11 protein-coding genes are annotated in these 13,234 nt (G+C 61.2%); 5 read left to right on the top strand and 6 right to left on the bottom strand.

Going from position 1 to position 13,234, the window contains the following annotated elements; genetic code table 11:
- Positions 1-141: 141 nt before the first annotated feature.
- The 3 genes from AC1DU9_RS21430 to AC1DU9_RS21420 are packed head-to-tail and all read right to left on the bottom strand — an operon-like array spanning position 142 to position 3,611.
- Entirely contained in the window at positions 142-1,050 is a 909-nt protein-coding gene (locus AC1DU9_RS21430) for a LuxR C-terminal-related transcriptional regulator (RefSeq protein WP_223462377.1), read from the bottom strand.
- Complete coding sequence (locus AC1DU9_RS21425; protein ID WP_223462378.1) at positions 1,047-2,465, bottom strand: aminotransferase; 1,419 nt, start codon at positions 2,463-2,465, stop codon at positions 1,047-1,049. The genes AC1DU9_RS21430 and AC1DU9_RS21425 overlap by 4 nt, the downstream gene beginning before the upstream one ends.
- 39 nt (positions 2,466-2,504) lie before the next feature.
- Complete coding sequence (locus tag AC1DU9_RS21420; protein WP_477810764.1) at positions 2,505-3,611, bottom strand: polyamine ABC transporter substrate-binding protein; 1,107 nt, start codon at positions 3,609-3,611, stop codon at positions 2,505-2,507.
- A 216-nt stretch (positions 3,612-3,827) separates the two neighbouring features.
- Between AC1DU9_RS21420 and AC1DU9_RS21415 the strand changes: the two genes are divergently transcribed.
- Together AC1DU9_RS21415 and AC1DU9_RS21410 are read left to right on the top strand one after the other, a co-directional pair.
- Positions 3,828-4,610 (top strand): enoyl-CoA hydratase-related protein, encoded by a 783-nt coding sequence (locus AC1DU9_RS21415; RefSeq protein ID WP_477810763.1) that lies wholly within the window; start codon positions 3,828-3,830, stop codon positions 4,608-4,610.
- Positions 4,607-5,788, top strand: a complete 1,182-nt coding sequence (locus AC1DU9_RS21410; RefSeq protein WP_223462381.1) for an acetyl-CoA C-acyltransferase family protein — start codon at positions 4,607-4,609, stop codon at positions 5,786-5,788. Before AC1DU9_RS21415 ends, AC1DU9_RS21410 begins: the two co-directional genes overlap by 4 nt.
- Before the next feature lie 109 nt (positions 5,789-5,897).
- Here AC1DU9_RS21410 and AC1DU9_RS21405 read toward each other — a convergent pair whose 3' ends face one another.
- Entirely contained in the window at positions 5,898-7,040 is a 1,143-nt protein-coding gene (locus tag AC1DU9_RS21405) for an MFS transporter (RefSeq protein ID WP_223462382.1), read from the bottom strand.
- A 99-nt stretch (positions 7,041-7,139) separates the two neighbouring features.
- Here AC1DU9_RS21405 and AC1DU9_RS21400 point away from each other — a divergent pair, with 99 nt between their 5' ends.
- The 3 genes from AC1DU9_RS21400 (at position 7,140) to AC1DU9_RS21390 (ending at position 10,714) form a co-directional block, all read left to right on the top strand.
- A complete protein-coding gene (locus AC1DU9_RS21400; RefSeq protein WP_477810762.1) occupies positions 7,140-7,904 on the top strand; it encodes an AraC family transcriptional regulator in 765 nt (254 codons plus the stop codon).
- Between the two features lie 99 nt (positions 7,905-8,003).
- The gene (locus tag AC1DU9_RS21395; RefSeq protein WP_223462384.1) at positions 8,004-9,125 is read left to right on the top strand and encodes an HlyD family secretion protein; all 1,122 of its coding nucleotides are present in this window, start codon (positions 8,004-8,006) and stop codon (positions 9,123-9,125) included.
- Positions 9,122-10,714, top strand: a complete 1,593-nt coding sequence (locus AC1DU9_RS21390) for a DHA2 family efflux MFS transporter permease subunit (protein ID WP_223462385.1) — start codon at positions 9,122-9,124, stop codon at positions 10,712-10,714. The genes AC1DU9_RS21395 and AC1DU9_RS21390 overlap by 4 nt, the downstream gene beginning before the upstream one ends.
- A gap of 12 nt (positions 10,715-10,726) precedes the next feature.
- Here the strand turns inward: AC1DU9_RS21390 and AC1DU9_RS21385 are convergent, their stop codons facing one another.
- Together AC1DU9_RS21385 and AC1DU9_RS21380 are read right to left on the bottom strand one after the other, a co-directional pair.
- On the bottom strand, positions 10,727-11,167 hold the full coding sequence (locus tag AC1DU9_RS21385; RefSeq protein WP_046043133.1) for a carboxymuconolactone decarboxylase family protein: 441 nt from the start codon (positions 11,165-11,167) through the stop codon (positions 10,727-10,729).
- Positions 11,168-11,416: 249 nt separating this feature from the next.
- Positions 11,417-12,859, bottom strand: coding sequence for a mechanosensitive ion channel domain-containing protein (locus AC1DU9_RS21380; RefSeq protein WP_477810761.1), 1,443 nt, complete (start codon positions 12,857-12,859; stop codon positions 11,417-11,419).
- Positions 12,860-13,234 lie beyond the last annotated feature (375 nt).

Here is a 13,234-nt window from a genome sequence, read left to right as displayed (position 1 = left end):
CCACAGGGGTCACACGGAACCTGTGGGAGCGAGCTTGCTCCGGGCGGCGTTCCGACGATGAGGGCGTGTCAGCCAACATCAATGGTCCTGACAGATCGCCATCGCGAGCAGGCTCGCTCCTACATTGGCTCGGCGTTGTGGTCAGTGCCTGCGCAACCACTCGATAAACAGCGCAAACAACTCCGACTGCGAGCCCACCTCCAGCTTCAGGTACAGGTTCTTGCGGTGCATGCGCACGGTTTCCGGTGAGATGTTCATCTGGCTGGCCGTGGATTTCACCGAATGCCCGCGCAACACCATGTGCGCCACTTGCCGTTCGCGCTCAGTCAGCAACTCACAACCGAAGTTCTCGAACGCCGCCTGCACGCGATGCTTGAGATCATCGCGCTTGCCTTGCTCGTTATCGCGCTCAATCCCGGTACTGCGCAGCAGTCCACGTTGGCTGAATTCGCTGATGAATTCACGCACCAACGGCTCTACGGCACGCAACAGATTCAACTGTTCGACGCTCAGGCATTCACCGCCAAAACCTTGATAGAGGCTGACCGAAATCTTCGTGTCATTGCCGGTATCGACGATGTAGTAGCTGTCTTCCGAGCAGCCCGCCTTCAGGTAATAGGATTTGTAGTAGTCGCTATCGAAGAAGTTGTCCGGGGCAATTTCCTCCAGGTGATAGAAGCCTTGCGCCAAGCCCTGCTCCACCGCCAGGCAGAACGGGTCGAGCAAATAGCCCCCGGAAAAATATCGCTCCAGAATCGAGACCTGATACTCCTGGGCAATCCCGCGCTGATGCAGTAACTGGGGCGCGCGGTCCTTGCGCTCCAGGCTGATCATCATCGACTCCACGGACACCAGCTGCGCCAACGCTGACGCCAGGTGTTGCAGGGCGTCAGGCCCGTCGATATGGGCGAATGCCTCGCGCATTCCCCCATGCCATTTGTGCAATGCCCCGAAGGGCATCGCGATCAGCGTATCGTCGTCTGGTTTGCTCATGCCCCGCAGTCTAGCGGCTGGGCACGCCCTTGGTAACAGCCTGACTGACGAAATCATTGGCCTGCGTACTGTCCGCTCGCTTCAAGCTCGGCGGCCACTTCCAGAATGCACTCGCGCAGGGTCTCGACGATTTCATCGACCTGGGCGAACGTCAGGATCAACGGTGGCGACATGACGTTGAGGTGCATGATCGGCCGCACCAGCAAGCCCCGGGCCTGGGCCCGCACGTGGATTTTCTCGCCGATGTTGATCTCGTCGGGGAACAGTGCCTTGGTGCGTTTATCGGCAACGAACTCCACACAGGCCATGAGTTTCTGGCAGCGCACATCCCCCACCAGCGGCAAGTCCCGCAGGGTTGCCAGGCGCTCTTCCAGATAAGCCCCCACCGTATCGACATGGGCCAGCAGGTTTTCCCGCTCGATGATCTCGATGTTCTTCAGCGCCGCGGTGCAGCACACCGGATGCCCGCTGTAGGTGAAGCCGTGGGTGAAGCAGCGGCCCTTGCCCGGCTCGGCGATGACCTTCCAGATGCGCTCGGAAAAGATGCACGCACCCAGCGGCAGGTAAGCCGAGGTCAGGCCCTTGGCGGTGGTGATGATGTCGGGCTGCACGTCAAACACATCATGGGAGGCGAAGAACTTGCCCAAACGCCCGAACGAGGTCACCACTTCGTCGGCGACGAACAGGATGTCGTAGCGCTGGCACACATCCCACATACGCTTGAGGTAACCCTGGGGCGCAATGATCACCCCGCCCGAGCCCATGATCGGTTCGGCGAAGAATCCGGCGACCTTGTCCGCGCCAATCGAGAGGATCTTGTCTTCGAACTCCTTGACCAGGAACTCGAGGAACTGCGCTTCGTCCATACCATCGGGTGCACGGTACGGGTTCGGGTTGGAGACGTGGTGGATCAGCGGGTTGGCGTAATCGAACTCCGGCACCCGGTCGGCGGCCTTGTTGCCGATCGACATGGTCAGGGTGGTGGAGCCGTGATAGGCGTTGAACCGCGCAATGATGTGCTTCTTCTCGGGTTTGCCACGGCAGTTCTGGTAGTACTGGATCAGCCGGTACGCAGTGTCCACGGCGGTGGAGCCGCCGGTGGTCAGGAACACGTGGTCGAGGTCGCCGGGAGCGAGGCTGGCGAGTTTTTCGCACAGCTGGATCGCCACGTTGTTCGACATGTCGGAAAACGGATTGGAATAGGCCAACTGGCGTACCTGATCGGCGATGGCTTCGGCCATTTCCTCACGGCCCAAACCGATGTTGGTGCACCACATGCCGCCCACCGCATCGAGAAAGCGGTTGCCCTGGGTGTCGTAGATGTAGGCGCCATCGCCAGCGACAATGTTTAGCGAGCCTTGTTCTGCGTGTTCGTCGAACACGTGATAGCCGTGCATATGGTGAGCCTTGTCGGCCTTGACCAGCCGGGACTCGTCCGCTGGGGAAAAAACGCTGCGTGTTGGCGTCGCCATAAATAATCCTCTAACCGAATTGACTAACGTTCGAACCCATCAGATGCCGCTTTTCACGGTGCTCCAGACCCGGGTAATCGCCCGCATGTCCTTGGCGTCCTGGGTCTTCTGCGGGAACAGCCGCTCGCGGGTTTGCGCGTCGGGGTAGATGGCCGGGTTGTCGCGCACAGCGGCGTTCAACAAGGGCGTAGCCGCGGCGTTGCTGTTGGCGTAATTGATGAAGTCGCTCACGTCTGCCATCACCTGCGGTTGCATCAGGAATTCGAGAAACTTGTGGGCATTGGCGACGTGGGGCGCGTCGGCCGGGATGTACAGGTTGTCGAACCAGATCAGCGAGCCTTCCTTGGGGATGAAGTACGCCAGGTCGATCTTCTTCTTGGCTTCCGCGGCGCGGGCCATGGCGGTGGCGTAGTCGCCGGACCAGGTCATGGCCACGCACACATCGCCGTTGGGCAGGCTGGTCAGGTAATTGACCGAGTCGAACTTGCGGATGTACGGCCGCACCGACAGCAGCAAGTCCTGGGCGGCTTTCAGATCCTCCGGTGCGGCGCTGCGTGGATCACGCCCCAGGTACTTCAGGGCCATGGGGATGACTTCGGTCGGGGCATCGAGCAGGGTCACGCCGCAGTCAGCGAAGCGCGAGACGATCTTCGGATCGAAGACCATCGCCAGCGAACCGATCGGCGCATCCGGCATGCGTTCCTTGATCTTGTCGACGTTGTAGGTGACCCCGTTGCTGCCCCAGGTGTACGGCGCCGAATAGGTGGTGCCCGGATCATACCCTTGTAAATCCTCCAGGACTTTCGGGTCCAGATTGGTCCAGCCCGGCAGCAGCTTCTTGTCCAGCGGTTGGAACACCTTGGCCTTGATCAACGGCGGCGCGAGGGAGGCGTTCAACACGATCAGGTCATAACCGGAATGGCCGGTGAGCAACTTGGCCTGCACCGTTTCATAAGAATCGAAGGTGTCGTAGACCACCTTGATACCGGTGGCCTTTTCGAAATCGTCCACGGTTTTTGCACCGATGTAATCCGCCCAGTTGTAAAGCCGCAGCGTCTTGCTGTCGTCCACCTGAGCGGCGTAGGCATTCAATGTCAGCGGTACAACAAACAGACTGGAAATCACCTTAAGCAGCGTCTTGCCCATAGCAAATGCACCTTATAGCGAGTTCGGCTCTGGATGAGCGGATGCCTTCACTATTGGTGGATTCGCCGGGCGCGGCCATACCCCGAATGGGTGTGTGTCGCCTTTGGCTCACCGGCATGGCAAAAAGCGGCAGTGCAGTTGACCCGTTTTGCCATAGATCCGGGGTTTGTCCGGCGCTTAAAGTGGCAGCCCTGAATCGACCCTGCAGAGCCTGCGATGACCGACCTGATCAAACACGAGCGACGCGACGGCGTGTTGACGCTGACCGTCGACCGCCCGGACAAGCTCAATGCGCTGAACAACGCCATGTACACGCACCTGGCCGACCTGTTGCAGGCCGCCGACGAAGACGCGCAGACCGGCGTGATCATCATCACTGGCGGCCCGACCTGCTTTACCAGCGGCAATGATCTGGTGGATTTCCTCCAGCACCCGCCGACGCATCTGGACGCCCCGGCGTTCCACCTGATGAAGGTCGTTACGCGTCTGCAAAAACCGCTGATCGCGGCAGTCTGCGGGGCGGCCATCGGCATCGGCACCACGTTGCTGCTGCATTGCGATCAGGTACTGGTCACCCGTAACGCCAAGCTGCGCATGCCGTTCGTCAACATCGGCCTGTGTCCCGAATTCGGCGCCAGCCTGCTGCTGCCACGCCGGCTCGGCCATGCCCGTGCAGCTCGTCTGCTGTTGCTGGGTGACGGTCTGGATGGCAATGACGCGGTGAACTGGGGCATTGCCAACGAAGCCTTCGACGATGGCGAGCAATGCCTGGCGGCGGCGCAGAAAATCGCCCAACGCTTTTTGGCGATGCCCCAGCAAGCCTTGCGTCAGTCCCGTCAGTTGATGAAGCAGGCTTCCCTGGCCGAACTGGAAACCGCCCTGCGCGAAGAAAACACGCTGTTCATTCAGCGCTTGAATACCGACGAGGCGAAAACCGCCTTGAGCGCCCTGCTCAATCGCAGTACAGACAAGAATCCACCGAAAGGAAACCAGCCATGAACACTCCGGAAATCTACGTCGTCAGCGCCGCCCGTACCGCCATCGGTACCTTCGGCGGTTCGCTCAAGGACGTGCCACTGGCCGACCTCGCGACCACGGCCGTGAAAGCCGCCCTGGAGCGAGCCGCCGTGGACCCGGCGCTCGTTGGCCATCTGGTGATGGGCAACGTGATCCCGACTGAAACCCGCGATGCCTACATCTCCCGCGTCGCCGCGATGAACGCCGGCATTCCGAAAGAAACCCCGGCCTACAACGTCAACCGCCTGTGCGGTTCGGGCCTGCAAGCGATCATCAACGCCGCCCAGACCCTGATGCTCGGCGATGCCGACATCGTCGTCGGTGCCGGTGCCGAATCCATGAGCCGCGGCCCGTACCTGATGCCGGCCGCCCGTTGGGGTTCGCGCATGGGCAACGCCCAGGTCATCGACTACATGCTCGGCATCCTGCATGACCCCTTCCATGGCATCCACATGGGCATCACCGCCGAGAACGTCGCCGCGCGCAACGGCATCACCCGCGAAATGCAGGACGCCCTGGCCCTGGAGGACCAGCAACGCGCGGCCCACGCGATTGCCAACGGCTACTTCAGCGAGCAGATCGCGACCGTGGAAATCCAGGATCGCAAAGGCGTCAAACTGTTCAGCGTCGACGAACATCCGCGCGCCACGTCCCTGGAACAACTGGCGGCGATGAAGCCTGCGTTCAAGAAGGACGGCTCGGTCACCGCCGGCAACGCCTCGGGTCTCAACGACGGTGCAGCGGCACTGGTCATGGCCAGCGGCAACGCGGTCCAGGCCAATAACCTGAAGCCACTTGCCCGCCTGGTCAGCTACGCCCACGCCGGCGTCGAACCGGAATTCATGGGCCTGGGCCCGATCCCGGCCACCCGCCTGGCGCTCAAGCGCGCCGGCCTGACCGTCGCCGACCTGGACGTAATCGAAGCCAACATTGCCTTCGCCGCCCAGGCCTGTGCAGTGAGCCAGGAACTGGACCTCGACCCGGCCAAGGTCAACCCGAACGGCTCGGGCATCGCCCTGGGTCACCCAGTGGGCGCCACCGGCGCGATCATCGCCACCAAGGCCATCCACGAATTGCACCGCACCGGCGGCCGTTATGCGCTGGTGACCATGTGCATCGGTGGTGGCCAGGGGATTGCGGCGATTTTCGAACGCACCTAAGCAATAGCAGTAAAAAAGGCCGGTGATCGCGCTGATCACCGGCCTTTTTCATTCCAGTAAACCAGTAGCGATTCTATGTGGGTGCGAGCTTGCTCCCACATAGACCTCTTCAACCGACGCAAATCCGCGCATGACGGGCTCGTCCGGCAATCACCATCGCCAGCACAGCGCATACCATCAAGGTTTCACCCAGTGCTTGCCCCCACGCCACGAGCATCAGCCCGCCACCGATCAACAAGTAATACAGCAAACCAAACAATGCCCCCGCCGTACCCAGTCGATCGCCATAGTTGACCAGGGCTGAACCAAGGATGTTCGGGATGGCCATGCCGAAGGCCAGCACCACCAACAACATCGCCAGCACGAACAGCACACTGTCCTCCATCAGCCAGACGAAACTGGCGCCAAGCAATGTCAGTGATCCCGACATCTGGATCAATTGGGCACCACTCAACCCTCGTTGCAACAGCCTCTTGTTGAGCCAGGCGCCAAGGCCGGAACCCAGGGCCAGGATGACGCCACTGTAGCCGAACATTTGCGCACTCAGCCCCAGCCGCTCAAACATGAAGGGCCCCAGGCTGTAGTAGCTGAACAGGGCAATGTTGAAGGTTGCTACCAACAACGTCGAACGCCAGATATCGCGATCCCGGAGCATTTGCCACAGTGTCTCGAACAGCGCGGGCGAAGCCACCTGCCGTGGGCGGGTTTCCGGTAAAACCCGCAGGCACCAGAACCACAGTCCAACCGATAGCACCAGAAGCCCTCCCGGCACGCCTGGATAACCGAAGCCTTGCACCAGGCTTGCGCCGGTGAACAGCCCAATGGCCGGGCTGGCAGCCAGTGCGATGCCCATGACCGAAAACACCTGGGCCAGTGCCGCCCCCTTGAAGCGGTCGCGCAACAAGGTTTGCGTAACGACCGAGCCCACCGCTGCGCCAAAGGCGGCCAGGCCTTGGGTCGCCAACAGTGCATCGAATGTGCTGACACTGAGCGCCATCAACGAAGCAGCGGCGTACAGGGCGAACCCGGCAAGCATCGTCGGGCGACGCCCGATCAGGTCGCACATCCGGCCCCACACCACCACACCGAACGCGAACGCCAGGAAATACACGGAAAGCATTTGCGCCGACGCCTGCGGACCGACGCCGAAGACCCGGGCAATGTCCGCCAGCGCCGGGCTATAAATGGATTGCGCCAACTGCGGGAACATCAGCAGCGCGACAGCCAATACCACGATTTTCCTGTCATCCATCACGACTTCACTCCTGAAAGAAACTGCGATGCAGCTTAAGAAGTCGTGACTGACGTAATATCAAGATTCTGCCAATTTATAGTTGAAATCGGACAACCCATGGCCTGGCTCGACGCCCACGCACCCTTCGATCCCGACAGCTTCACCGCACCGGTTGTCGGCATCGCCGCCACCCTCGGCGTTCACGATTCGGGCATGCATCGACATCAACGCGGGCAACTGCTGTTCACCCGCCAGGGCTGTACGCGCATTACCCTGGCGCAGCAGCTGTGCCTGTTGCCACCCTCGCGCGCGGCCTGGATTCCTTGCGGTGTGGCCCATCGCGCCGTGATGCAACAGAGCGTCGATTACCGTTCCATTTACCTGAGCCCCGCGTTATGCGCGGACCTGCCGCAACAGGTCTGCGTGATTGAAGTCAGCCCGTTGCTGCGGGTCGTGCTGGAGTCGATAGCCCACGCCAGCTTCGACACCGCCTGGCAGCAGGGAAAATACGTCCATCTGCTGGGACTGTGCCTGAGCGAAATTCGCGACGCGGCCCGTCAGCCCATGCTGCTGCCGTTGCCGACTGACAAGCGTCTGGCACCACTGCTCAACAACGTGGAGAAGCTGCCGCCCCAACTTCAGGTGCTGCAGGATCAAATCGGTGCCAGCGGCCGAACCATCGGACGAATCTTCCAGCGCGAGACCGGCATGAGCTATCAGCAATGGCGGCAACAGTGGCGCTTGATGCGCGCCATCGAATTGCTCGCGACGGGACGAAACATCGGCTACAGCGCCTTTGAACTGGGATTTGCCAGTGACAGCGCGTTCATCGCGTTCTTCAAGGACATGACCGGCCTCACCCCCGGCGACTGGCTGAAATAACACCTGACGACCGGCAGCAAAAACCACTTGCCACGAAATATTACATACATCATATTACATCCGTCATAATTAACCCCCCGCTCCAACAGGTAATCCTCCATGACCAGCATGTCCACCGTTGAACCCGACCTGGCTGCCCCGGTGACTGCCGCCAAGCCCCCCCTGCTCAAACGCCTGCTTTTGCCCGCCGTGGCAATCGCAGCGCTGGTATTGGCCGGTGTGTATGGCGCGCATTGGTGGAGCGCCGGCCGCTTCATCGAGGAAACCGACGACGCCTACATTGGTGGTGACGTAACAGTGATCGGGCCGAAAGTGGCGGGTTATATCGACGAAGTGCTGGTGACCGACAATCAGAAGGTCAAGGCCGGCGACGTGCTGATCCGTCTCGATTCGCGCGACTACCGCGCCAACCTGGCCAAGGCCGAAGGCGCCGTGGCCGCCCAGGAGGCCTTGCTGGCCAACCTCGATGCCACCGAACAACTGCAACAGGCCGTCATCGGCCAGGCCCGTGCCGGCATCGACGCCGCCGGTGCGGAAGCTGACCGTTCGCGGGATGACGATGCCCGCTACAAAAAACTGGTGACCACCAACGCCGTCTCGGTGGAAAGCGCCCAGCGGGCCAACGCCACGTTCAAGACGGCCCAGGCCCAAAGCAACCGCGCCCAGGCTGAACTGCTGGCCGCGCAACGCCAGTTGAATGTGATCGACACCCAGAAACAACAAGCCCGGGCCGCCTTGATCCAGGCCAGGGCCGAGCGCGATCTGGCGCAATTGAATGTCGGCTACACCGAACTGAAGGCACCGGTTGACGGTGTGATCGGCAATCGCCGGGCACGGGTCGGCGCCTATGCCCAGGCCGGCTCGCAATTGCTCTCGGTGGTGCCTTCCAGCGGATTGTGGGTCGATGCCAACTTCAAGGAAGACCAACTGGCGCACATGGTGCCGGGGCAACGGGTGGTGATCCATGCCGATGTGCTGTCGGGTCAGGAGTTCCACGGTCACCTGGACAGCCTCGCCCCCGCCAGCGGTTCGCAATTCAGTGTGTTGCCACCGGAAAACGCCACCGGCAACTTCACCAAGATCGTGCAGCGGGTGCCGGTGCGGATTCACCTCGATCCGGCCGACAGCGTACTCGGCCACCTGCGTCCGGGGTTGTCGGTCACCGCTGAAGTGGACACGCGCAAGGAGCCTGAAGCGCCAGCCGTGGCCAGCGCGCCATGAGCCGCGCCCTCGCCGCCCCGGCGCAACCGTTCAATGCCGCGAACATGGCGACGGCGACCAAGGTCTTCGCCTTTGCCAGCATGTGCATCGGCATGTTCATTGCGCTGCTGGATATCCAGATTGTCTCGGCTTCGTTGCGTGACATAGGCGGCGGGCTCTCCGCCGGCACCGACGAAACCGCGTGGGTGCAAACCAGTTACCTGATCGCCGAAATCATCGTGATCCCGCTGTCGGGCTGGCTGTCCCGGGTGTTCTCGACGCGCTGGCTGTTCTGCGCGTCCGCCGTGGGCTTCACCCTGACCAGCCTGCTGTGCGGCGTGGCCTGGAACATCCAGAGCATGATCGCCTTCCGTGCCCTGCAAGGGTTTCTGGGCGGTTCGATGATCCCGATGGTGTTCACCACCGCGTTCGTGTTCTTCACCGGCAAGCAACGGGTGATCGCCGCCGCGACCATCGGCGCGGTGGCCTCATTGGCACCGACCCTGGGGCCGGTGATCGGTGGCTGGATCACTGACATATCGTCCTGGCACTGGCTGTTCTACATCAACCTGGTCCCCGGCATCTTTGTCGCCGTGGCCGTGCCGATGCTGGTGAAAATCGACCAGCCGGAACTGTCGCTGCTCAAAGGCGCGGATTACTTGAGCATGGTGTTTCTGGCGCTGTTCCTCGGCTGCCTGGAATACACCCTCGAAGAAGGCCCGCGCTGGAACTGGTTCAGCGACCGCACGATCCTGACCACAGCCTGGATCAGTGGCCTGGCCGGCCTGGCATTCATCGGCCGGACCTTGCATGTAGCCAATCCGATTGTCGATTTGCGCGCCTTGAAGGATCGCAACTTCGCCCTTGGCTGTTTCTTCTCGTTCGTCACCGGCATCGGCCTGTTCGCCACCATTTACCTGACGCCGCTGTTTCTCGGCCGGGTGCGGGGCTATGGAGCGCTGGACATTGGACTGGCGGTTTTCTCCACCGGGGTGTTCCAGATCATGGCGATTCCGCTGTACGCCTTTCTGGCCAACCGCGTCGACCTGCGCTGGATCATGATGACCGGCCTTGGGCTGTTCGCCTTGTCGATGTGGGATTTCAGCCCGATCACCCATGACTGGGGGGCCAAGGAACTGATGCTGCCGCAAGCCTTGCGCGGGATTGCCCAGCAACTGGCGGTGCCGCCCGCGGTGACGCTGACGCTCGGTGGCCTGGCGCCGGCGCGGCTCAAACATGCGTCGGGGTTGTTCAACCTGATGCGTAACCTGGGTGGGGCTATCGGCATCGCCGCGTGTGCGACCATTCTCAATGACCGTACCAACCTGCATTTCACCCGGCTGGCGGAGAACCTCAACAGCACCAACGAGGCGCTCAACCAATGGCTGTCCCAGGTCGGCAACAATTTCGCCACCCTCGGCCAGAGTGGTGACGCCGGGGTCACCGCCAGCCTGCATCAACTATGGTTGCTGACCTACCGCGAAGCCCAGACACAAACCTATGGCGATGCGTTCTTGATGATCATGGTCTGCTTCATCGTCGCCACGGCGATGGTGCCCTTGATGCGCAAAGTGCAACCACCGGCCGCGCCGAGTGCCGATGCGCATTGATGCTTGTGCGGGTCAGGCCTGAGGCATTTTTCGGAAGCCGATGGCCAGGCGATTCCAGGCGTTGATGGTGGTGATGGCGACAGTCAGGTCGACCATTTCCTTGGCATCGAACTGTGCGGTAGCCAGTTCATAGTCTTCGTCCGGGGCATGGGTCTGACTGATCAGGGTCAGGGACTCGGTCCAGGCCAGTGCGGCGCGTTCACGCTCGGTGAAGAACGGCGTTTCGCGCCAGGCCGACAGTGTGGCCAGGCGACGCTCGGATTCACCGCCCTTGCGCGCATCGGCGCTGTGCATGTCCAGGCAGAAGGCGCAGCCGTTGATTTGCGAGGTACGCAGCTTGACCAGTTCGATCAGGTTTTTTTCCAGCGGCAGTTTCGACACCGCTGTTTCCAAAGCGATCATCGCTTTGAGGGCGTCAGGGGACGCGGTGTAGAAATCGATACGGGTTTTCATGGCGTGCTCCAGGGCAAGTGGGTGTGCCACTACGTTAGTCCCGCGGCCGGTTTACACAAATAGCCAATCTTGCAGAAGTCGAGGAGGCCACTGGCGCGGGCGTGATGGGTTTCACTCTTCACTTTTGGTGAGTTCACTGCCGTCATCGCGAGCAGGCTCGCTCCCACATTTGAGCGCATTTCCCTGTGGGAGCGAGCTTGCTCCGGGCGGCGATCCGACGATCCGCGCAGCGGCCATTCACCACCGAGTTCACACCCGATTGCGCAACCACTGCAAAAAGCCCTTTTTCGCCACCGTCACAGGCAGCTCCTGGGTCAGGGTTTTCGCTTTGTGCAGCCGGTAATCGAGCAAGGCCTGCATCGCATCGTTGATGTCGTGGCGGGCATCCAGGCACGGCTTGAGGTATGCCTTTTCGATGCGGTACAGGCCACAGAAGGTCTTGGCGGTAAACCGCGCCGGCACCGAACTGTCGGTCAGAATGCCGGCCTCGCCGATCACTTCCCCCGGCCCCATGCGCCCGGATTCGAATGGCACTCCGTGGCGCAACAACGTCACCGAGACCACACCGGACTCAATGATGAACAAGTGATCACTGACCTCCCCCGCCTCCAGGATCGTTTCCCCGGCGCGGAACGATTGCAACGTCATGTTCTGGCTGAAGGTCTCTTTCTCTTCCTGGCGCAAGGTGGAGAAAATCGGCGAGCTGTCGAGCAACGCCCGGGGCCGCGACAGGTTGCCCGACGGATTGGGCTCCACGCTCGACAGCAGGTTGACGCCGGACGCCTGCAAGTGCCGGTAGGCCAGGTCGAACAGTTGATTGCGCACCGAACGCTTCTCGTCCATCGACGCGACAAACCCGCTGATTTCATAGACCACTCCGGTGTTGCTGGCATTTTTCAGGCCGACACTCGGCGACGGTGTCTCCAGCAGAAAGCGGCAGCCCTGCATGGCCCGCTCCAGAGCTTCGATCACCGTGTTCGGCCGCGCATGGGGGCTCACTTCCAACGAGACGGAAATGCCGAACATGTCGTTCGGTCGACTGAAGTTGATGATCTTGGCCTTGGCGGCCAGGGAGTTGGGTATGACCGCCATGCACCCCTGGGAGGTCTGCAAGCGTGTGGCACGCCAGTCGATGTCGGTGACCCGGCCCTCCATGCCGTCGATAGAGATGTAGTCATCCAGTTGATAGGGTTTGGTGGTGTTCAGGACGATCCCGGAGAACACATCGCTGAGGGTACTTTGCAAGGCCAGGCCGACGATGATCGCCAACGCACCGGACGTCGCCAGCACGCCCTTGACCGGCAGATCGAGTACATAGGCCATGGCGGCAATGATCGCGATCAGGAAAATCACCGCACCGAGCAAATCCTGGAGCAATCGCCCGGTATGCCCGACCCGCTGCATCATCACCGCGCCGATCAGCACCGTCAGCATCCGCGCGCCGAACAACCACCAGCCGATCTGCAAGCCGGTGGCCGCCAGATGCAAGGGTACGTTGTCGGCCCAGGGCGGCGGTTCCATCGGGTTCAGGCCTTCGTTGAACAGCAGCAGGCTGTATAGCGCGAAAATCGTGACCCGCAACAGAAGCTTCCAAGGGTTGCGGTTGTCACCGATTAAACGCCACAACCCGAGGTCAATCAGGATCAGCGCCATGGCGCAGATCAATGGGTGTTCGGTGAGGAAAGACAGCATCAAGCAACTCCAGCCAGGGCTAATAACGCGAAGATCGCACAGATTGGCCATAGTGTAGGAGCAATTGATTTGGCGGGATGAACACCCTCCCAAAAACACCACAACCTCCCTGTGGGAGCGAGCTTGCTCGCGATRGCGGCAAAACAGTCACTGATGTTCTGACTGTCAGGCCGCTATCGCGAGCAAGCTCGCTCCCACATCTATGGTTACCCCCTTTTCTGCAATACTGTTGTTGATGTCGTGTTTGGCTTGCTTTCATCTATCCGGCGTCTGAGTTGGGGTTRTGGCCCCCGCGCCTCGATGAGAATCGATGCCCAACGACCCTAATTAGGGGAACGGCCTTGCAGCCGTGTGAGAGCCCAGGGTGCCCAGGGT

This window comes from Pseudomonas sp. P4_C1, from assembly GCF_056402155.1.
This window is presented reverse-complemented; position numbering and strand designations above follow the sequence as displayed.

Coding starts and splice junctions, on each gene's coding strand:
- AC1DU9_RS21430 (WP_223462377.1), bottom strand. CDS start 1,050: ATGATTTCGTCAGTCAGGCTGTTACCAAGGGCGTGCCCAGCCGCTAGA.
- AC1DU9_RS21425 (WP_223462378.1), bottom strand. CDS start 2,465: ATGGCGACGCCAACACGCAGCGTTTTTTCCCCAGCGGACGAGTCCCGG.
- AC1DU9_RS21420 (WP_477810764.1), bottom strand. CDS start 3,611: ATGGGCAAGACGCTGCTTAAGGTGATTTCCAGTCTGTTTGTTGTACCG.
- AC1DU9_RS21415 (WP_477810763.1), top strand. CDS start 3,828: ATGACCGACCTGATCAAACACGAGCGACGCGACGGCGTGTTGACGCTG.
- AC1DU9_RS21410 (WP_223462381.1), top strand. CDS start 4,607: ATGAACACTCCGGAAATCTACGTCGTCAGCGCCGCCCGTACCGCCATC.
- AC1DU9_RS21405 (WP_223462382.1), bottom strand. CDS start 7,040: ATGGATGACAGGAAAATCGTGGTATTGGCTGTCGCGCTGCTGATGTTC.
- AC1DU9_RS21400 (WP_477810762.1), top strand. CDS start 7,140: ATGGCCTGGCTCGACGCCCACGCACCCTTCGATCCCGACAGCTTCACC.
- AC1DU9_RS21395 (WP_223462384.1), top strand. CDS start 8,004: ATGACCAGCATGTCCACCGTTGAACCCGACCTGGCTGCCCCGGTGACT.
- AC1DU9_RS21390 (WP_223462385.1), top strand. CDS start 9,122: ATGAGCCGCGCCCTCGCCGCCCCGGCGCAACCGTTCAATGCCGCGAAC.
- AC1DU9_RS21385 (WP_046043133.1), bottom strand. CDS start 11,167: ATGAAAACCCGTATCGATTTCTACACCGCGTCCCCTGACGCCCTCAAA.
- AC1DU9_RS21380 (WP_477810761.1), bottom strand. CDS start 12,859: ATGCTGTCTTTCCTCACCGAACACCCATTGATCTGCGCCATGGCGCTG.